The organism is Sphingobacterium sp. UDSM-2020, from assembly GCF_016132525.1.
GTDB lineage: Bacteria > Bacteroidota > Bacteroidia > Sphingobacteriales > Sphingobacteriaceae > Sphingobacterium > Sphingobacterium anhuiense.
Map to the genome: position 1 here is coordinate 2,626,011 of NZ_CP066166.1, position 23,250 is coordinate 2,649,260.

At 39.8% G+C, this 23,250-nt stretch carries 10 protein-coding genes; all 10 read left to right on the forward strand.

Features of this window, described 5'->3' with window-relative positions; all coding sequences use genetic code 11:
- The first annotated feature begins 39 nt into the window (after window positions 1–39).
- Window positions 40–3,132, forward strand: a complete 3,093-nt coding sequence (locus JAZ75_RS11105) for a SusC/RagA family TonB-linked outer membrane protein (protein ID WP_208701818.1) — start codon at window positions 40–42, stop codon at window positions 3,130–3,132.
- A gap of 18 nt (window positions 3,133–3,150) precedes the next feature.
- Window positions 3,151–4,515, forward strand: a complete 1,365-nt coding sequence (locus tag JAZ75_RS11110; RefSeq protein ID WP_232789411.1) for a RagB/SusD family nutrient uptake outer membrane protein — start codon at window positions 3,151–3,153, stop codon at window positions 4,513–4,515.
- 4 nt (window positions 4,516–4,519) lie between these two features.
- A complete protein-coding gene (locus tag JAZ75_RS11115) occupies window positions 4,520–5,098 on the forward strand; it encodes a fasciclin domain-containing protein (RefSeq protein WP_232789412.1) in 579 nt (192 codons plus the stop codon).
- A 324-nt stretch (window positions 5,099–5,422) separates the two neighbouring features.
- Window positions 5,423–9,424 (forward strand): hybrid sensor histidine kinase/response regulator transcription factor, encoded by a 4,002-nt coding sequence (locus JAZ75_RS11120; protein ID WP_208701824.1) that lies wholly within the window; start codon window positions 5,423–5,425, stop codon window positions 9,422–9,424.
- Between the two features lie 173 nt (window positions 9,425–9,597).
- Window positions 9,598–12,462 (forward strand): TIM-barrel domain-containing protein, encoded by a 2,865-nt coding sequence (locus tag JAZ75_RS11125; RefSeq protein ID WP_232789413.1) that lies wholly within the window; start codon window positions 9,598–9,600, stop codon window positions 12,460–12,462.
- Window positions 12,463–12,490: 28 nt separating this feature from the next.
- Window positions 12,491–15,628, forward strand: coding sequence for a SusC/RagA family TonB-linked outer membrane protein (locus tag JAZ75_RS11130; protein WP_208701826.1), 3,138 nt, complete (start codon window positions 12,491–12,493; stop codon window positions 15,626–15,628).
- 12 nt (window positions 15,629–15,640) lie between these two features.
- Window positions 15,641–17,269 carry a RagB/SusD family nutrient uptake outer membrane protein gene (locus tag JAZ75_RS11135; protein WP_208701828.1) on the forward strand — a complete coding sequence of 543 codons (1,629 nt, stop codon included), beginning with the start codon at window positions 15,641–15,643 and terminating at the stop codon, window positions 17,267–17,269.
- A 44-nt stretch (window positions 17,270–17,313) separates the two neighbouring features.
- The gene (locus JAZ75_RS11140; RefSeq protein ID WP_208701830.1) at window positions 17,314–18,228 is read left to right on the forward strand and encodes a hypothetical protein; all 915 of its coding nucleotides are present in this window, start codon (window positions 17,314–17,316) and stop codon (window positions 18,226–18,228) included.
- Window positions 18,229–18,611: 383 nt separating this feature from the next.
- Complete coding sequence (locus tag JAZ75_RS11145; RefSeq protein ID WP_208701833.1) at window positions 18,612–19,496, forward strand: ABC transporter ATP-binding protein; 885 nt, start codon at window positions 18,612–18,614, stop codon at window positions 19,494–19,496.
- On the forward strand, window positions 19,489–23,133 hold the full coding sequence (locus JAZ75_RS11150) for a M1 family aminopeptidase (protein WP_208701835.1): 3,645 nt from the start codon (window positions 19,489–19,491) through the stop codon (window positions 23,131–23,133). Before JAZ75_RS11145 ends, JAZ75_RS11150 begins: the two co-directional genes overlap by 8 nt.
- Window positions 23,134–23,250 lie beyond the last annotated feature (117 nt).

Genomic DNA, 23,250 nt, shown 5'->3' on the forward strand with positions numbered 1-23,250 from the left:
ATCGACAATTTATAGATGATCTAAACTTAAAACCTTTGTATGAAATTTAGTGCTACCCAATGTAAACTATGGTTGTCATATTATGTACCATCCTTGTTCTTTTTGCATGTCCTATTGATTATTCCTGGCGTTGCGGCAGCGCAGCAAAAAACGATCCTCGGTAAAGTGATCGATGCGGTGACAAAGACACCTTTGTTAGGTGTTACGATAAAGCTTGACGATAAAAATGGTACGACCGTAACGACAGATAAACAGGGTGGTTTTGTATTAGACAATGGGGCAATAGGACAATCGCTAACTTTTTCATTTTTGGGATATTCCAGTCAGACGATAAAAATAGATACGCGCACAAGCTATACAATATCTTTAGCACCTGTTTCCAATGTGATCGAAGAAACGGTTGTGGTGGGATATGGCCGTCAGAAAAAACGAAATCTAACAGGAGCTATTGTTTCTGTGGGGGATGCTGAAATTGAGAAAACAACGTTGCAGGATCCGATTTCCATTTTACAGGGACGGGCAGCCGGCGTGCAGGTATCGTCCAATTCGGGAGCACCGGGTGGAGAAATGAGTATCCGTGTTCGGGGAAGTTCTTCGCTGAACTCGGGTAATAATCCGCTTTTTGTTGTAGATGGTATCCCGTTAGAATCCAATTCTATTTCTTCTTTAAATGGTACAGAAAATTCAGGTCTAAATCCAATGGCGGATATCAATCCAAGCGATATCGCCTCCATTGAAATACTAAAAGATGCAGCGTCAACAGCAATTTATGGTTCCCGCGCGGCCAATGGAGTTGTGATGATTACGACCAAACGTGGTGCAGCAGGTAAGCCAGAAGTAATATTGAATGCAAATGCAGGAGTGAGTTCCTTGACGCGAAAACTAAGTGTTCTTAATGCCAGACAGTATCGAGAAGCAGTGTTGGACTCTTATCGCGGCATGACAATCCCAGAAGACCCTTTCTATACGATTATCGACTCCCTAAACCCCATGAACAATGGTGATGTAGACTGGCAGGATGAATTGATGCGTACAGCAAAACAGTATAAGTTAGATCTCTCTGTAAGGGGAGGGAATGAAGGAACAAAATACGCCTGGAGTTCGTCCTATTTGGATCAAGATGGAGTCATATTGAATTCGAATTATAAACGGTTTACCTCCCGACTGAATGTTGACTTTACAATTTCAGATCGTGTGCGGATAGGGCAGAGCATTTCGTACACCAACGCGGTAAACAATCGAACGAATGCTGCTGGCTCCGGGAATTTGAGTATTATCAGGAGTTTATTGGTAAGGCCACCAAATATGTCAATGTACTTACCTGATGGATCATTGAACGGCTATATGATTGGTCAGCGGAATCCTGTCGGTATGGCTTTATTTTCCACCAATCTCAATAAGAGCAACCGTATCATTGGAAGCCAATATCTAGAAATTGATATTTATCAGGATCTTAAGTTCCGGAGCAATGTCAATCTGGATTATATTTCAATGAAGGAAGATGAATTTATGCCATCGATACTGGACTATCGCGAAGGATACAATAGCGGTGCTGTACGATCTTCTGGAAATCTTACATGGGGGAATGAGAGTTACTTTACATACACAAAAAATATAGCGGATAAGCACCACATTGGAGCGGTGTTTGGCATGAGCTTTCAGAAATGGCGTTATGACCGTACAGGTCTTGACGGACAATATTTTCCAAGCGATGACATACGTACACTCAATGGTGCATCTGTCATTTCAAACCAGGGAGTAAATGTCGCTTCCGAACATGCTATGCTTTCTTATTTTGGCCGGGTTACTTACGATTATGAGAGCAAATATTTGTTGGAATTCAATCTTCGTTCTGACGGTTCTTCCCGCTTTGGCCGTGATCGACGGTTTGGGTTCTTTCCCTCTGCATCTGCAGGATGGCGTTTTGTGGAAGAAGAAGGTATCAAAAATCTAGGCTGGCTGAGTGACGGTAAGCTCCGCTTTAGTCTCGGAAGTACTGGAAATGAAGCCATCGGTGATTACACATCAAGAGGAGAGTTTACCTTAGGAACAAACTATTTGGATTTTTCGGGCGCTGCGCCTACTGTGATGCCCAATCCGAGCCTCACTTGGGAGACTACCCACCAATATAATCTGGGTTTAGAGCTCGGATTTTTTAAAAATAGAATCCTATTTTCAACAGATGCGTACTTGAAGAAAACGAAAGATCTGCTGTATAATGTGCCTACCCCCGGAACTTCTGGCTTTGAATATATTACACAAAACATAGGTTCGATTGAGAATCGGGGCCTGGAATTTAGCCTACAGACCCGTAATCTAGAAGGCGCATTTCGTTGGAGCACGAATGTAAACATTAGCTTGAATAGGAATAAAGTGACCTCTTTACCTAAGAATTTATTGACCAATGGGCATATCCAAAACGGTAATTTCCATATACTACAAGAAGGTTTACCTATTGGCGTATTTTATGGCTGGAATTTTCTTGGCGTGTATGCGCGTGACGAAGACAATACAAACAAGCTCACTAATGGAGCCAACGGAGCAGTCTTTGTAGGTGGAGACCCCATTTGGAAGGATGTAAACAATGACAAAATTATCGATCAGAATGACCGGGAGATAATCGGATATGCAGAACCTAAATATTTTGGCGGGATCTCCAACGATTTTAGCTATAAGAACTTTCATCTGAATGTGTTTTTTCAATATGCTGTCGGTAATCAGATTTATAACGAATTGAATCATCAACGAAACTCAATCGTTCGTTACAACAATTTATCGACCGATGCCCTGAATCGGTGGCGGGAGCAGGGAGATCAAACAGATTTTCCCCGATTGATTCGGGACGATCCAAAACAGTCCGATAGCAGGGTCCAAAGTAGATGGGTTGAAGATGGTTCGTATCTCAAATTAAAGAACGTCAATTTAAGATATTCTTTTGATTCAGCTTTGAGCAAACGGATCGGTATGCGCAAGTTGGATGCATTTGTTACCGCTGCGAATCTGGTCACCTGGACAAAATATACGGGCTTTGACCCAGATGTCAATTCCTATTCCGGTCTTCGTGTAGGATTGGATGAAGGCTCTTATCCACAGAGCCGCACATTTACGTTTGGTTTAATCTTTGGACTTTAATAAATAACGATGAAAAAAATGTATAAATACATATTTTGGTCTATTCTTTTTCTATCTGCTACCAGCTGTTCTAATTCATTGCTGGATAAAGAACCTATTAGCAATTTTTCTGGAGAAGGGTATTATAAAAAGCCCAGTGATGCCCAAGCTGGAGTCAATGGAATCTATAATGGTCTACAAACTCTTTTTCGTCAAAATTATGCCCACTGGGGCGAGGGCCGGGCTGATAATGTGGTGACCCGTCATGCCGGTGATCCTGGAGCGCTGCAACAAAATACGTTAACGCCAATTATCAATTCAGCACGGTGGGATAATTTTTACACCGTTATATCCCGTGCGAATTACGCAATCAAATATATTCCTCAGGCATTTGGAACTGAGGATAGCGAACTTAAAAAACAATTACTCGGGCAGGCACATGCATTAAGGGCACTCGCTTATTTTTACTTAGTTCGGATCTGGGGGGAGGTACCCTTAGTCATTGAACCGTACGAGGGTTTGGGTCAGGAGCTGTTTGTCCAAAAGAACACGGAGGCTGAAGTATTGGCTAAGGTAGAGGAAGATTTGATGCTCGCGACGGAGAATTGTGCTACAAATTATTCAGGAGCTGGGAATCGCGTGCTGATCACCAAAGGAGCTGCTTATGCATTTCTGACCCAACTGTATATGTGGCAAAAGAAATATGCGCAGGCCATAGAAATGTCCGAAAAAGTGCTCGCGGATCCGCAATATACCTTGGTGTCGATCGAGGATTGGAATAATATTTTTGTAAAAGGGAGCAGTGCTGAAAGTATTTTTGAAGTCGGCTACAATGAAGTACAGACCAATAACCTCCGTATATGGTACGCCATGGGATCAGATAGTGACTATGTACCCAGTACATCTTTTATTGCGTCTATCGAACCAGATGATCTTCGTAAACCACGTATTTACGATGTGTCCCAAGTACAGCCACGAAAGATCTGGAAATTTTTTGGACAGGGATTTAATGACGAGAGTCCAGAACCTTCGGCTGGCAATATGGTATTAACCAGAGTAGCTGATGTTGTTTTACTAAAGGCCGAAGCACATGCAAATTTAAACCAGACCGTTGAGGCATTAGCATTACTTAATCGTATCCGCTTCCGTGCCGGACTCCCTGCTTTGGATCAAAATAAAGCCAATACCCAATTTGGAAGCTTACTCACCGGAATTTTGCATGAAAGATCCGTAGAGCTTTGTTTTGAGGGACATCGATGGTTTGATCTTGTACGGACTGGAACTGTCATTTCAACAATGAAACCGATCAATGGCCTCTCGGACAATCGAAATCTGCTGTGGCCGATACACGAAGGCGAACTACTTAAAAATCCAAATTTGAAACAAAATGAATTCTATAGATAATCATATGAAGAAGATCAAATATATCGTTACGCTTTTCCTGTGCAGTTTTGTTGTGCTGGTTACTTTTTTTAGTTGCGAAGTACAGGACAGCTTTGAATACGATTACGCAGCAGACAATAGCAGATTAAATATGTCCGTATGGGACTATATCCAAAAAAATGATTCTTTGTCTTCCCTAAAAGAAGCAATTATGCTAGGTAAGGATGAAGGATTATACGAACGTACAGAGAAATCGACCTTTATTCTGCCCACGAATCGTGCGTTTAAGGCATATTTAGAAGAAAATAATTACGACGCTATAGGTACAGTACCGGTAACCATACTGAAAGATATGTTGCGATATCATATTGTAAAGGCAGTAGTGAATTTTAATGATCCGGCTTTGGCTCCAAAAAATAAGCCCATTGCATATCAGACTGAAAATGGTCAGATCATGTATCTATCCCATACCGGTACCTATGTTGGGCTCATCAATGAAGGAACCAATAAGCAATGGCAAATCCGTACGTCAAATCTTGTTCCGGACAACGGTGTCATCCATATTGTTGATCAGGTTGTTTTCTATTCCGAGAAGGTAAAATAGGCATATTGTTCCTGCATTTCCACAACAGTTAAAATGCAGGAACGTAATTTTCTTTGAGAAAGTACGGGATGTTCAAAACCTGATCCTGTCACGAGTTTTTATCCAGCCATCAATATAGTTCTATCCAATTACTTCTTATTTTTAAAGCCTGATTAAATAGTTTTTTTGTTCTTTCTCGTCTTGCGGGATCTTGATTAGTAACGCTCATCGTTTGTTGAAGCTCCATGAAATTTCTCTGCGCAAACGTAGAAACTTCAAGCGGTTATTCTTATTTGAATAATATTTTTGTTAATATTGGTATTACAGTACTAATTATAAATTTTGATGATCCGTAGTACCTTACTTTCGATCAGTATACTTCTTTTTTCATGGATTACTAGTTTTTGTTTCGGTCAAGAGCAAGGAACAGTCTATTCTTTTAAGAACATCACTTCCGATCAAGGATTGGTACATAACCATATCAATTGCAGCCTACGAGATCAATATAATTACATGTGGTTTGGAACAGAATCTGGACTTAGTCGATTTGATGGACTTCAATTTACAAATTTCCGGTATTCATCAAACAAAGGTTTTGGACTGAGCAGTAATCGTATATCGGCATTATTTGAAGGACCAGGGGAGCAAATTTGGATCCGTACCCATTCGAAAATGAATGTGTACGATCAAAAAAAAGGAGTAATCATTCAAAATATAGATTCCATTCTTCAGACATGGAATTTACCGATCGGAGATCCTCAAATTATCCGCCATTTTGAAGATGATGAATATGCTGTTTTGTACAGCGATAATTCATTCATGCTAACACATACGATTTCAAAAAAAACGAGAAAATTTTCACCACTTAAGAATCAAAAAATTGTCGATGTTGTAAATTATTCGAAGGAATCTTTTTGGATAATCTATGAAAACGGTTTGACACAGCTCGTACAAAAAAAGAGCTGGAATATTCTTAAACAATTTTCTTTACCTGCCAGCAAACAGCGCGTTACTTATGGTCTATTTATAGATCGCGAAGGCGATCTGTGGATTTATTCAAAAAATGTTCCAATCGGCGTATTTTGGGTCAAAGCTGGATCGGATGAGATCAGTCATATCAAAGAGCAACTTTCGAATGTATTTGTAGGCAGTATCGTTCAAGATGAACAAGGTTTGATTTGGTTAGCTACTGATCATGGTGGAATCAACGTCTTTAATAAAAAGACGCAATCACTTTTTGTGATCAATCACGAGGGGTATAATTTAAGAAGTTTACCCTATAATAGTATTACCTCCCTGTATAAAGATCCGAAAGGCATTATCTGGGTTGGGACATATAAGGGCGGCATCAGTTATTATCACCCAAACTTACTGCTTTTTCCGGTATACCAGAATTATGCAGGTTACGCCAAAACATTGCCATTTGATGATGTCAACAGGTTTATTCAAGATCAAAATCATAACTTATGGATTGGTACAAATGGTGGCGGTCTTTTGCATTATAACTTTCAAGATAAAGTATATAAACAATATCTGCACAATCCAAATGATGCAACTTCTTTACCCAGTAACGTTGTCGTAAGTCTGTATCTGGATCAAAAAAATATACTTTGGGTAGGTACTTACCACGGGGGATTGAGTCGGTTCGATGGTAAAAGTTTCAAAACATACAACAAGGGTACTGATCGGTTACCAGACGATAGCGTCTGGGAAATATTTGAAGACTCAAGAGGTCGTTTCTGGGTTGGAACACTATCTGCTGGTTTATATTTGTTTAATAAGGATATGGAAACGTTTTCCACCTATCGCTCGCGTGAGGGAAAGACAATTTCCAGCACCTATGTATCTGTCTTATTTGAAGATTCAAAAAATAATATCTGGGTTGGAACTGCTACAGGCATCGAACTGATTCGGTCAAATGGAGAAATACATCAATTTAATGAAAAAGAAGGCAAGTTGCGTCTTTCCAATGATTTGATATATGATATTAAGGAAGATGAACTAGGTCGCATTTGGGTGGCCACTCAAGAAGGAATTAATATCATTCAGGATGAAACGATCCAATTCCTCAATACGAGCGACGGTCTGATTGACAATGCCGTACTGGCATTAATAAAAGATAATAAGGGCAATATGTGGGCCTCAACAGCAAAAGGATTATCTGAAATTGTTCCCAATCAAAATGCTAAGCAATTTGTCATTCGTAACTTCACCAAAGAACAGGGACTACAAAGCAATGTCTTTAATGAAAATTCAGCTTTAAAGATGGATAACGGCCAGCTCATATTTGGAGGACCAAACGGTTATAATATTATTGATCCAAATCAAATTTTGGGATCAAAAGAAAATATAACACCTGTTCTATCCAATATCTATCTTTTTAATCGTAAAATCAACGTTGGTGAACGTGTAAACGGCAAGGTTATTTATAATGAGGCACTGACCAATGTGAAGAAATTAGAACTGCCATATGATCAAAATGCGATCTCCTTGGAACTATCCTCATTTAATTATTTGCAGCAGGATAATCGGATCTACCAGTATCAGTTGGATGGACTCAGTGAGGAGTGGTTTGATTTTGAAACGGGAACAATGAAGGCCAATTTTACGAATCTTGATTCCAAAACATATCGATTTTACATCCGACATTCAGTCGATAATGAAAGCTGGTCCGAAAAAACATTATTATTAACCCTCGTGATTGAGCCTCCTTTTTGGAGGAGCAATTGGGCATTAATGCTTTACGTGCTGATTTCTATTTCCTGTATCTACCTGTGGCAAGCTTGGGTAAAACTGCGGACAAAGACACGAAATCAATTGATAATGGTCAAAGAACAGGCGTTGCAAGCAAAAGAACTCGAAGAGTTGAAGACACGTTTCTTTACTAATGTAAGCCACGAGTTCAGAACGCCGATCAGTTTAATTTTAACCCCATCAGAGCAGCTTCTAAAAGAAGAAACAGATCTGCATAAAAAGGAAAATTTAAGGCTGATCAATAAAAATGCATCTCGTCTATTGATTTTGGTCAATCAATTGCTGGATTTTCGAAAACTGGAAAAAAATCAGCTTAGCCGTATGGACGAATATGGCGATTTAATTCTTTTTACTAAAGAACAGATTGAACCCTTTTTCCAATTGGCCGAAGTCAATTCGCTCTGCATCGAGGTAATATATAACCGCGATCATTATCTCGGTAATTTTGACAAAGGAAAATTGGAAAGTATCCTATTCAACCTATTGTCCAATGCAATTAAGTTCAGCAGATCGGGAGGTACAATACATATCACGAGCACAATTAAGGAACAAAACGATGACCTCGATATATGGCGATTAGAGATTAAAGACCAAAGTCCCGGGATACCGGAAGAATATCAAAATCGGATATTTGACCGTTATTTTCAATATGATATCAACAGTGGCCGTTTAAATCAAGGTACAGGTATTGGATTAGCCATTGTGAAAGAATATGTCGAGTTTCTAAACGGAAATATTTCCGTTCAGAGCAAAGTCGGAGAAGGATCATGTTTTGTGGTTGAAATACCGATTGAAGCGATTTCGGAAACATCAGCACTCCCAGAGAAACAAATCAACAAGAGAAATCAGATTTTGCTGATTGAAGATCATGTAGAATTTTTAGAATATTTGAAAAGAAATTTAAACGATGAATACTTAGTTGATGGTGTCTGTACCGTGAAGGAAGCAAAAGACCATCTGACTAAAAAGGAGTATGATTTAGTGATTGCCGATATTCAGCTTGCTGGTGAAAGCGGTATCGATTTTTGTACGTATCTAAAATCATCAGAACGTTACCGACATATTCCTGTCATTATGGTAACCGCTGTGCTGGATCAAAAAATACAGTTGCAGGCAATCCGTGCAGGAGCTTCAGATTATATTCTAAAACCATTTAATTTTGAATTGCTGAAATCTAAAATCGCCAGTGTCCTGGATCAAAAATCATCCCTGGTCAAAAAATACAAAAAGCAAATCGCAATCGAACTCAACCAGCCAGAGGTTGAGTCTGCCGACGAGAAGTTTATCCGCGAATTCATTTTTGAAGTCGAGCGAGATTTGTCGGACTCGACGTTGTCTGTCGAAATATTAGCCGGAAACATGCACATGACCCGGGTAGGACTTTATAAAAAGATATTAGCCATTACCGGATATTCACCAACAGAATACATCAGGCATATCCGCCTAACAAGAGCCATGCACCTGATACACCATTCCAGTTTATCGCTTTCAGAAATTGCATATGAAGTTGGTTTTAGTAATCCCAAACAATTTACGAAATACTTTAAGGCTACTTTCGGATTTTTACCATCCTATTATCGTAAAAGTCTGTAAATTAAATTCTTGTGATTTTTAGATGATCTCTTCAGATCTCACCTGTTAACATTAGATACCCTAATTGTTAACATAATACCCCCTCCTGGAAATAACTACTGCGCTATATTTGATCCTACCAATTCAAACGGTAAAAGGGAAATAACCAAAATTAAACCAGTAATTATTTATATATGCAAAACCTAAAGTTTGCTCTGAGCGGTATTATGCTTTTTGCACTTGTCCATAATGGAAATGCGCAAGTGAATAAATCCAATTTTATAAAAACCCAATCAGGTGTCAAGGTCAGTTTCAAAGGATCTGAAAGTGCCATTGATCAAGATGTTTATCTGGATGTGATCACGGATAAAATCATCCGCGTCACTGCACTTCCTTATGGAGATCCATTTCCATCACAAGCAAGTTTGGTGGTCGTCGATTCTTTGCAACGTCAGCTCAAATCCTTTTATGTACAACCAACAGATTCGACGATCAACTTAACAACATCGGATCTTATCGCTAAGGTTTCTTTGGTGAGCGGGAAAGTCGAATTTTTTGATTTATCAGGTAAGAAAATTTTTAGTGAATCAAAAAGAAATGCCGATGCATTCATTCCCGACAGCTATAATGGAGATCCTTTTTATCGATTAAATCAAGATTTTATTGTAGACACCGCTGAGGGTATATTTGGACTTGGTCAGCATCAAAATGCGATTATGAACTACAATCGCGGTAAACAGGTGACTCTGTTGCAATATAATACCGAAATTGGAATTCCTTTTCTGGTTTCGACAAACAATTATGGACTTTTATGGCACAACTATTCCATCACCAAAGCTGGAGATACACGTGCTTTTCTGCCCCTCAATGCGTTTAAATTAACTTCTAAAGAGGGCGAGCATGGTTGGTTGACAGCAACCTATGTGAATAAGCATAAAGATGACGAAGTTTTCCTGTCACGTCCCGAATCAATTATCGAATATAGTTACCTGACAGATCAGCATAAGTTTCCCAAAGATGTCAAACTCGTAGACAGTAAAGTTATCTACGAAGGCCGTATATCTTCTCCTTATTCAGGAAAACATGTGCTTCATTTTAAATACTCGGGTTACATGAAAGTGTGGATTGATGGACATTTGGTCGCTGATCGGTGGAGACAATCCTGGAATGCAGGAACCTTTGAAATTGAACAGCAATTTAAACGAGAAGAGGATCATGATATTCGTATAGAATGGTTGCCAGATGGGGGAGAATCTTATTTTACTTTAAATTGGCAAAGCCCTATTCCAGCGCAGCGTAAAAATGTGTTTTCTTTTAACTCTGAAGCCGGTGATGCGATTGATTATTACTTTGTACATGGGCAATCGATGGATGAAGTCGTTTCTGGATATCGCCACGTGTCAGGAAAAGCACCGATTATGCCTTTATGGAGTTTTGGTTACTGGCAAAGTCGCGAACGGTATAAAACGCAAGCGGAGATTGAGAGTGTCGCAACAGAATTTCGAAACCGAAAAATTCCCATTGACAATATCGTACAAGATTGGTCATACTGGTCAGAGCCCGACTGGGGAAGCCAGCAGTTTGATAAGACGCGATTCCCTGATCCAGCAGGGATGATCAAAAAATTACATGATCAAAATTATAAGTTGATGATTTCGGCATGGCCCAAGATCAATGAACAATCTACCGTGTACAAACAGTTCAGCGACAATAAATGGATTTACACCAGAAATATTTATGATGGACGGAAAGACTGGATCGGAAAAGGATATACATCGACTTTTTATGATCCCTTCAATAAAGGAGCACGCGATGGATTTTGGCAATTATTAGACAAAAATCTTTTTCAAATTGGCGTCGATGCCTGGTGGATGGATGCCAGTGAACCTGATATACATTCAAATATCGATCTGAACGAACGTAAATCTGTCTTTCAGCCAAATATCGGATCATCAGTCCGCTATTATAATGCATTTCCACTTCAAAATGCGAAAGGAATTTATGAGGGACAGCGCGAAACAGATCCCAATAAACGTGTATTTATTTTAACACGTTCCTATTTTGCGGGCCAGCAGCGCTATGCGGCAGCAGCGTGGAGTGGCGATATTGCTTCAAGATGGCATGATATGAAGGATCAGATTGCTGCTGGAATCAATTTCTCAATGTCTGGTACGCCTTACTGGACGATGGATGCCGGTGGATTTTTAGTAGAGAATAGGTTTCATAAGCCCAATCCTGCAGATCAGGAAGAATGGCGCGAAATGAATGCCAGATGGTATCAGTATGGCACTTTCCTGCCTATATTCCGCGCTCATGGTCAATTTCCATTTCGCGAACCTTTTAATATAGCTCCAGAAGATCATCCCGCATATAAAAGCATGGTTTATTACATCAATCTGCGCTATAAACTTCTGGCTTACAATTACAGTATAGCCGCAAAGACATTTTTTGAAGACTACTCGATGATTCGTGGATTGGCAATGGACTTTCCCAAAGATCAGAAGGGGTTTAATATTAATGACCAGTACCTGTGGGGACCATCCTTATTGATCAGTCCAGTTACAGAAATGGGAGCGACGTCAAGAGTCATCCATTTACCAGAAGGAAGAGATTGGTACAATTTCTACACGGGCAAAATGAGTCAGGGAGGACAAGATATCACAGCAGAAGCTGCTTATGAGCGTATGCCGGTATTTGTAAAAGCAGGATCAATATTGCCAGTAGGCAAAACCATTCAGTTTACAACTGAGCAAAAACAAGATCTGATCAACCTGTATGTTTACGATGGTGCCGATGGTGAATTTACGCTATATGAAGATGAAGGAATCAATTATAATTACGAGAAAGGACAATATAGCCGTATCGATATGACCTATGACAACAGCACAAAAACACTCGTGTTAGCAGACCGTGCTGGTTCGTTTGCTGGTATGCTAAAGGATCGAAAATTCAATATCATTTTTGTTGATCCTGCTCACGGCGCCGGTATTGATATACAGGCCAAAAAATCAAAGATGATTTCTTATTCCGGAAAAACACTACAGGTTAAATTAAAATAAATACAACCGATTTTAAATTTTAAATTATATGATAAGTAAGCAATTGTTTAAAAAGGGAATTGCCGTCGTCGTCATGACGGGCATGACCTCAGTTGTCTGTGCACAATCCTTTTCGGGATCAGTAGTTTCTGCTGATTCCAACTTGCCAATCGGGGGCGCAAGTATTAAAGTGAAAAATCAGGCAACTTCAACAAGTAGTAATGAATCTGGAAAATTTTCCATACCTGCAGCAAAAGGAACGATCTTGATCATTTCCTATGTCGGTTATAAAACAGAAGAAATTGCTGCCTCAGGTACAGATCTGGTCATTCGTCTGCAACCATTGGTATCCGATCTGGATGAGGTGGTCGTCATTGGCTATGGTGTACAAAAAAAGAAATTAAATACAGGAGCAAATCTTAAAGTAGAAGGCGAAGATCTGCAAAAACGTAATCAGCTCAATCCGCTACAGGCACTTCAAGGACAGGCACCGGGTGTATCCATCACATCGACCTCAGGGCAACCGGGAGCAGACATGAAAGTTGTCGTTCGCGGTTTAGGTACAATAGGCAACTCCGGGCCATTATATGTGATCGATGGTGTGCCGGGAGGAGATATTTCGGTGTTAAATGCGGCAGATATTCAGTCGATCGATGTATTAAAAGATGCTGCATCTGCAGCCATTTACGGGTCTCAGGCTGCAAATGGAGTTGTTTTAGTGACTACAAAAATGGGGGCTGCCGGTAAAAGTATCTTGTCATTTGATGGCTTTACCGGAATTCAGAATGTAGCCCGCAAAGCAAAACTATTGAATGCCGACCAATATAAAGTCATCATGAATGAACAGTCGCTTAATTCTGGAGCATCCGTTATCAATTTTGATGGTATGGAAGGTTTAGCCAATACCAGCTGGTTGGACCACATGTTTAAAGACAATGCCCGGATGGATAACTATAATATTGGATTAACCGGTGGATCGGAAAAGTCAACCTACGCGATGTCCTTAAATTATGTTGCGCAAGAAGGGATTGTTGGGGGCAAGGATGTTTCCAACTACGAACGCTATGGCTTCCGCAGTAATTCGGAACATAAATTATTGAATAACTTTCTAAAAATAGGACAGCATCTCAATTTCAACTACATAAAAAATAGAGGTGTAAGTGTTGGCGATCAGTACAGCAATACGCTACGTGGCGCATTTAGCACATCGCCATTGTCTCCCGTCTATTCGGACAATGGTCTTTTTGGAAGTCCATTTAACGATACCTCCAATTCGCCTTGGTACAACGGAGACGGTAATCCCTATGGTAGCATGATGACCAATTCCAATAATAGCAATGATGGTCAGAAACTGCTGGCCGATGTCTTTGCTGAAATTGAACCAATCAAGGGTTTGAAAGTTAGGTCGCTATTGGGATTTAATTATTATGCATCCGAATACAGAAGCTTTACGCCCATGTACCGCTTTTCAATTTACACCTACAACGAAGATCATACGACAACTTCTCAGAACATGAGCAAAGGTCATACGCTGACCTGGACCAATACAGCATCCTATGATTTTAGTATCAATAGCGATCATCGGTTTTCAGCTATGGTGGGTATGGAATCATTGCGTTATCAAGGAACATATCTATCTGCTTCCAATTGGAATCTATTATCGCAGTTCAATGATTTTTCGCATGCTTACTTGGATAATACCACAGGTCAGGCGCACTTAGATGAGAAAGGTAATGTTGTAGAAACCCGCACAGTGGCCGGTAAACCAGAGAATATTACCCGCAGGGTATCTTATTTTGGACGTATGGGTTATAATTACAAAGAGAAGTATCTTTTAAATGCAACCCTAAGAGCCGATGCCTCTTCCAAATTCTCCAAAGACAACCGTTGGGGTTATTTTCCTTCGGTTTCCGCCGGATGGGTGATCTCTTCTGAAGATTTTTTTCAAGACAACTTAAGTGCGATAAACTTTTTTAAACTTCGAGCATCATGGGGTCAGGTAGGTAATCAAGATATCGATGATTTTCAATATGCTTCGCCGATAAGTACTTCAACGGGTATCACTTCTGGCAACCCCGGAGCGCACTATGTATTTGGAGCAAGCAATAACAATATTGCAGGAGCTTATCCAAGCCGGTTATCTAATCCATACCTGACATGGGAAACTTCCGAGCAGACCAATATTGGTATAGACGCCAAATTTAGCAATAATCGTTTGGACATTGTTACCGATTTCTATATAAAAACTACCAAAGACTGGTTGGTTACGGCGCCCGTACTGGCCACAACAGGTACAAGACCACCTTTTATCAATGGTGGAGATGTCAAGAATACAGGGATTGAGCTTGCGGTCAATTGGTCTGACCGCGTCAATGAACTGAAATATAACTTTGGTGTTAATGGTGCTTATAACAAAAATAAAGTTGGTCAGATTCCGACTGAAGACGGTATTATTCATGGTCGAACAGCTATGCTTTATGACAACTCGGAAGAGTTTTATCGTGCCGAAAACGGTCAGCCGATTGGATATTTTTGGGGATATAAAACCGATGGTTTATTTCAGAACCAAGCCGAAATTGATGCATGGAGAGATGCCGGAAAGGGTGTTCTACAGGCAGACGTACGACCTGGTGATGTCAGGTATGTAGACCAAAATGGCGATGGTGTTATAAATGCAACCGATAAAATAAATCTCGGTGTAGGTATGCCAAGTTTTACCTATGGATTTAATCTAGGCTTAGATTATAAAGGAGTCGATTTTTCAATACAGGCCTATGGATCGATAGGAAACAAGATCGTACAGTCCTATCGCAACCACGCGAACAAACAAGGAAACTATACCACACGGATCTTGGACAGATGGACTGGTGAAGGCACTTCCAATACCATACCAAGGGTTACCGAAACAAATGTCAACTGGCAATTCTCCGATCTTTATCTGCAAGATGGCGATTTTCTGCGCATCAGTAACATTACATTGGGTTATGATCTATCCAAAGTCCTCCGCTGGAAATTCACCAATCAGATCCGCTTCTACGTACAGGGACAAAATCTATTCACATTCACCAAATACGACGGTATGGATCCGGAAATCGGTTACGGCACGGATGGTTGGGTTTCAGGTATAGACTTAGGTTATTATCCACGTCCTAAAAGTGTCTTGTTCGGTCTAAACGTTAAATTTTAAACACTAAAAATCATGAATAAATCTCATTTCATATACAGTTCTTTTTTAATGTCGGCCTTACTGTTCAACTCTTGTTCCTCCAGTTTTCTCGATGTCGAGCCGATGACAAGTGTTTTAGAAAGTAATTTCTATAAAACAGTAGCCGATGCAGATATGGCCTTAGTGGGTTGTTACGATGGTTATCAGCGTACTGTATCCAATGGTAGCCAGTCCTTTTATTTAACAGCTGAGGTGGCCGCAGACCAGTGTTTTGGCGGTACAGGTACCACAGATGGGCGAGCATTTCAAGCGATCGATCGATTTGATATTTCAGAATCCTCTTCAGATAATAATATTTTTGATGGTACCTGGTCAGATTATTATGCCGGTATTTTTAGAGCGAATACCCTTTTGGGTAAATTGGACGGGACAGACTTTGCTAATCAAACCGCTGCTAGAGCAAGGATTGAGGGGGAAACAAAATTTTTACGCGCCTTGATGTACTTTGATCTGGTGCGTTTATTTGAAAAAGTCCCTTTGCTAACGAGTGCTACTAATGAAAATATACCCCAAGCAGATCCTAAGGATGTATACAAACTGATTGTCGAAGATCTTAAGTTTGCGGCAAGTCATATTCCTGCAGATGCCTATCCAAAATCGGCAGCAGGAACCAATGATGGTCGGGCAACGCCTTTAGCGGCAAAAGCATTATTAGCACGTGTCTATTTATTTTATACCGGATACTATGGTACTGAAGATATAGGTGTCACTAAAGCCGAAGCACTCGCCGGATTAGAAGATGTGATCAGCAGTGGGCAGTTTGCCTTAGTACAAAACTTCAGCGCACTATGGCCGGCAGCGAGTTATGTTCCCAACAAAACCAACAACACGTTAGATATATCCAAGTATATCGGAAAAGGGAATTCAGAAGTGGTGTTTGCGCAAAAGTTCAATAATACCTCCAACTATAATGGTTATGTTGATGGCAATCGCTGGATCGTTTTCTTAGGGCTCAGAGGTAAAAGCTGGTCTCCTTATGGCCAAGGATGGGGTGCCTGTACCGTTAGTAAAAACTTCTTTAATAAATTTAGTAATAATGATACTCGAAAAGAAGCCTCTATCATTGACATCGATGGAGAGGGCATTACTAATTTTGATCTGAGAGATCAACGTGAATATACCGGATATACCGTAAAGAAATATGCGCCAACCGCTTTACCGGACGGAACGACCAATACGGGGGGAGAGAAAGATATGCAGCTTTCTCAAGATCAGGATTATTTTGTGATCCGTTATGCCGATGTATTACTGATGGCCGCAGAGCTGGGTTCGGGCAATGCTCAAAAATACTTTGATGATGTGCGAAAAAGAGCTTACAAAAGCAACTTCACAGCTGCCGCTGTATCCAAGGCTGCTATTTTAAGAGAAAGAGAATTTGAGTTTGCCTTTGAAGGAATTCGTTATTGGGACGTTTTAAGACAGGGGTTAAATAATGCTGCGGGCATACTGGAAACTTCTGAAGATGTGCTCAGTGGTTCTGTTCCTGAAAAAGTCACCGTTAAAAAAGAGAACTTCTTAAAGACAAGAGGTTTTATGCAGATTCCTAATAAACAGATCACCCTATCGAATGGCGTGCTAAAACAAAATGACGGATGGAATTAGTAAAACCGATCGTTAAATTTTGCTTTGATAAAAATTGTACAAAGATGAAAAATATAGTAAAGTATAGCATCTATTTCTTCATTGGAATAGTTCTGTTTGGAGCCTGTACTCCGGAAAAATATGAATTAGGGGATATCGATATTGCACCGGCCCAGATCGTAGAGGGCGTATCGTATAAAATTGAACATGATGCTTCGAATCCCAATATTATATACTTGACCAGTTTGGTTGATGCAAAATATACACCCTTGTGGGAGCATCCTCAGGGCCGTAGCCAAGATAAAAAGGTTACCCTGAATATTCCATTCCCTGGAGAGTACAAAGTGAAGTTCGGCGTTGAAACCCGCGGTGGTATTGTATATGGAGAACCTGCCACTTTTCAGGTAGATGATATGTATGCCGAGTTTATCAGTGACGAAACCTGGACACTGTTGGCAGGTGGGGCAGGAGAAGAGAAAACCTGGTATCTGGATCTGGATCAAAATGGACTGTCTAGAGTTTTCAAAGGGCCGTTATATTTTTATGGAACAGGTGACTGGTGGGGCAATGTCAATCAGCAGGGAAAGCCTCTCAATAGCGATTCTTGGCTTTGGGATCCCACCTGGAAAGAAAATACCTGGCTTATGCCAGCTGGTGATTATGGAGAAATGACTTTTAATTTAAAAGGAGGTGCCAATATCATCGTTAACCACAATATGCTAGGTAGAAAGCAAAAAGGATCCTTTATGATTGATACGGACAAGAAGACGATCCGTATGGTTGATGCAACACCCTTACATGGTAAACCTCAAGATGGTATCGTGGTCGATTGGGGCGATGTTCGTATTATGTCGTTGAATGAAAATACCATGCAACTGGCCGTTTTACGAGATCCTGTTCTTTCACAAGAAGGTGCCGCCATGTTGACGTATAATTTTATTAGTAAAGCTTATCGGGAAAGTTTGGAGTCGAGCGATTAAAAATGGGAGTTACGTATTTTTGTTTCTCGGAACAACAGAAACAGAAAAACGTAAATCAAGATTGTTTAATTTTGCTAAGCTACAATCTGCTGCGCATCAGCTTCGTATAATTTTTATTATAGAGATGGATTGATTGTGGTAGTAATAGTTGTTATACAATAAAAGGTCTAATGAAAATTAGACCTTTTATTTTGGCGTTTAGGTAAATTTCTACTTTTCTGTTTGTTAAACCACTGAATAGAATTAAATTTTCAATTAAAAAGAGTTGTTAAATAAGTATATCTGATAGTTATTTCAAAACTTAATTTGAGATATTTTTTTTATATTGTTGTAACAATTTTTTTATTCAATCGACTAATCGATTATTATCAGTTAACTTATTTATGAATTTATCTATAACAAACCTCAGTAAAATCTATCCGAATGGTGTAAAAGCCTTAGATGATGTCACTCTTGAAATTAAACCAGGCATGTTTGGTCTCTTAGGGCCAAATGGAGCTGGTAAATCTTCTTTAATGCGAACTATCGCGACACTTCAAAGACCGGATAGTGGTACAATTACTTTTGACCAGATTGATGTGCTGAAAAATCAGATGGACTTGAGAAAAGTACTGGGCTACCTCCCTCAAGAATTTGGAGTCTATCCCAAACTTTCGGCTGTAGATCTATTACAATATTTTGCTCGTCTTAAAGGTATTTCTTCAGGTGCTGATCGCCAAAAAATCATCAACCGTGTTCTTGAAGTAACCAATCTGTGGGATGTACGCCATAAAAGTGTCAGTGGATATTCTGGTGGGATGAAACAGCGCTTTGGTATTGCTCAATTGCTATTGAACGATCCCAAATTGATTATTGTGGATGAACCTACTGCTGGACTTGACCCTGCAGAAAGACACCGTTTTCTCAATGTACTGCGCGAGATCGGCACGGATCATACGGTTATATTTTCTACGCATATCGTAGATGATGTACGTGAACTGTGTCATGAATTGGCCATCCTGAATGGAGGTAAGATTTTATTAAGGGGAACTCCTAAAGAAACCATAGATGAACTGTCTGGTAAGATTTGGGTACGTATCATCACCCGGGAACAACTGGATGAGTACACCCAAAAATATAATGTGATATCAACCAACTATAATCAGGATAATACCTTAAATATCCGCGTGTATAGCGATCTATGTCCTGATGAATCTTTTGTTCCTGCTGATGGGCAACTGGAAGATGTTTATTTTGTCGCCCTTAAAAAAGATCAACACCATGTTTAGCACTATTTTTAAATTTGAGTTCACCCGCTGGTTTAAGAATAGTACCATCTATATCTACATGTTGCTGTTCTTTGTGCTAGCACTGTTCATCATGCTGTCTGCACTTGGTATCTTTGATGGTATTACCGCGACGACATCTTCCAATACAATCATGAACTCACCTCTGGCGATCAGCGAAATGATTAATGGGATGTCTAATCTTATTTATTTTCTGATCCCAACCATTGTGGGGGCTTCTGTCTATCGGGACTTTCAATACAATGTGCATAGCATTCTTTTTAGCTATCCCTTTACCAAGACTGATTATTTACTGGGTAAGTTTTTTGGTTCGCTTTCAGTAGTCTTAATCATCGTATTGGCTTCTACACTAGGGATTATAGTTGCGCAGTATGTTCCCGGTATTAACCAAAGTTTATTGGGGCCGGTACATGTACTTGCCTATTTTCAGACCTATCTTATTCAGGTCATCCCCAACCTGATAATTTTCAGTTCCATTATTTTTGTATTGGTGACACTGACTAGAAATGTATATGTGGGTTTTGTTGCGGTACTGATTTTACTCCTGCTGCAAGCGGTGGTTCACAGTACTACAGCTGATATGGATAACCGTTACCTCGGTGCATTGATCGATCCATTTGGGGATAGTGCTATTTCCTACTATACACAATATTGGTCTCCAGCAGAAAAAGATATCAGAAATCTTCCTTTTACTGGAGCAGTGATCTATAACAGATTGATCTGGCTAGCCGTATCTGCACTTTTTATTGGTGGTTTTTACTTGTTCTTTTCATTTTCTCAACAAGCTTTTACGTTTAAGACGAGTAAAATTGGTAAACGCGTGACTAAAAATAATTTTGAAAGTATTTTTAGAATGGATCTTCCGGTGGTGAAATATAATTTTTCAGCTTTTCACTATTTTAAGACTTCATGGGCATTGGCGAGATACAACTTCAGTTACATTGTCAAAAATCCTGTATTTATGATTTTGGCATTGGTAGGGATCCTTTTTGTCATCTTAATGGCAAGTACCATCGGTTCTATTTCAGGAACATCGACTTATCCTGTTACTTGGAAAATGTTGATGATACCTGGATCCACATTTAAGTTTTTTCTGTTGATATTGACTTTCCTGTTTACAGGTTTGCTTATTCATCGGGGGAGTATTAGCCGTATGGGGGGATTGATTGATGCGAGTCCTGTCCCGAACTGGGTTTTACTTTTATCAACTTTAATTGCTATTGTCAAAATGCAGCTGGCCTTGTTACTGGTTGTTATCGTGACTTGTATGGCCTTTCAGGTATATCATGGGTATTATACTTTTGAGATCGGACAATATGTGATGAATCTCATGGTGTATGGCATGCTGTCCAATGTAGCTTGGCTGTTTGTCTCTGTGTTTGTCCATACTTTGTTCAAAAATTATCTGACGGGATTTTTTGTGCTCTTGCTCTTGTTTATCGCATTGCCTTTTCTTTCGGCAATGGGAGTGGAACAGAATATTTACAAATTTAATCAGGGACCTGGACTTGATTATTCGGATATGGATGGCTTCGGGTATGTGTTGCCGTTCTTGACCTATAGGGTATATTGGCTTTTATTTTCTATTTTCTTTTTGACCATTTCGTTATTACTATGGCGAAGAGGTCTGTTCTCAGGAATCAAGGAAAGATGGCTGATCCTAAAAAGTAATTTAAATCCCACTATTGTCGCGATAATCACAATCAGTCTTGTGGGATTTATCGCTATTGGGGCTGGTATATATTATGAAAATAATATTAAAAAACCGTATTATACCAGTTTAGATCATGAAAAACAAGCTGTTGAATGGGAAAAGAAATATAAAAAATATCAATACCGGCCACAGCCTAGGGTTGTGGATGTTAAATTCAATATGGATATCTTCCCAAAAGAGCGAAGCTTTAAGGCACAGGTAGCCTATGTATTGAAAAATAAGACCGGGGTAGCCATTGATTCGATTTTTGTCAATTATAATGATTACGATTACAAGTTCTCGTTTAGTGTGCCCAATACTTTGGTTTCGGAAGATGATAAGTACAATTTTAACATCTATAAATTACAACATCCACTTGCTCCAGGTGATTCCATTACTTTGAATTTCAGTACCCAAAGCCCGCGCAATACTTGGGTGAATGGACGATCTCCAGTCAAAGGCAATGGTACTTTTATCAACAATATGCAATTCCCAAATATTGGATATTTGGATAGGGGGGAATTGGTTGAGAACGATATCCGAAAGAAATACGGACTGCCACATCGAAATCGGATGGCACCACCAACAGATCAGAAAGCGTTGCAAAACAATTATATTTCGAGTGATGCTGATTGGATTCGTTTTGAGGCTATTGTAAGTACAGATTTGGATCAGTTGGCCATTGCACCGGGTTACTTGACTAAGGAATGGGAAAAGGGGGGACGTAAATATTACCACTACAAGATGGATACGGAAATTCTCAATTTCTACGCCTTTAATTCTGCGCGATATGAAGTAAAGAAAGGCAACTGGAATGGCGTGAATCTGGAAGTATATTATCATAAAGGACATACGTTCAATCTGGACCGCATGATGGCATCCAGTAAGGCATCTCTGGCTTATTACAGCCAAGAATACAGTGCTTATCCGCACCGTCAGTTGCGTATTGTCGAATTTCCACGTACCGATGGAACTTTTGCCCAGTCATTTGCCAATACCATTCCTTTTTCAGAAGCTATCGGGTTTATCGCCGATGTAAAGGAGAAAAATGAAGATGCCGTGGATTATCCTTATGCAGTCACCGCACATGAGATCGCACATCAATGGTGGGCTCATCAAGTCGTAGGAGCGAATGTACAGGGAGCTACATTGCTATCGGAAAGTATGTCGGAGTATTCTTCGTTGAAAGTGTTGGAAAAACGTTATGGTAAGGGGCAGATGCGCAAATTTCTAAAAGATGCATTGGACGGTTATCTAACAGGGCGAAGTGCTGAGAAATTGGGGGAGAGACCCCTCATGTTCAATGAGAATCAAATGTATATCCACTACCAGAAAGGTTCCTTGGTATTGTATGCTTTAAGTGATTACCTGGGTGAGGATGTTTTCAATAAGACTGCTAAAACCTATCTGGAACATACGGCTTTTCAAAACCCACCCTATACAACATCATTGGAGTTTGTGGAGCACTTTAAACAAGCGACACCCGATTCATTGCAGTACCTGATTAAAGATATGTTTGAGACCATCACTTTATATAACAATAAGGTTGAAAAAGTTACTGCTAAAAAAATGAAAAATGGTAAGTATCAGGTCGATATTGAATTTGAGGTTGCCAAATATCGTGTGGATGAAAATGGAACGAAAAGTTATCATGATAAAGGCAACAATCCCATTTCATTTAAGAAATCGGATAAAGAAACTGTGGAGTCATTGCCTTTAAGGGATTACATTGAGATCGGTGTGTTTGCAAAAACAAACAAGAAAGGTGGACGTTCAACACAGGAATTGTATCTGAAAAAACATAGGATCGATCAGATCAATAATAAAATAACACTTGTGGTCGACGAGTTGCCTCTTCAGGTCGGAATCGATCCGTATAATAAGTTGATTGATATGGATTCGGATGATAACCGGAAGGATATCTGATTAACGAAAAAATAGCAAGGATCGGAATCAGCACATGAGCTTGCAATGTATTTTAATCTGAAAAGTGTCGGTTACTGTTTAATTAATTATATAGGTGCGGTAAAGCCACGTTGTGAA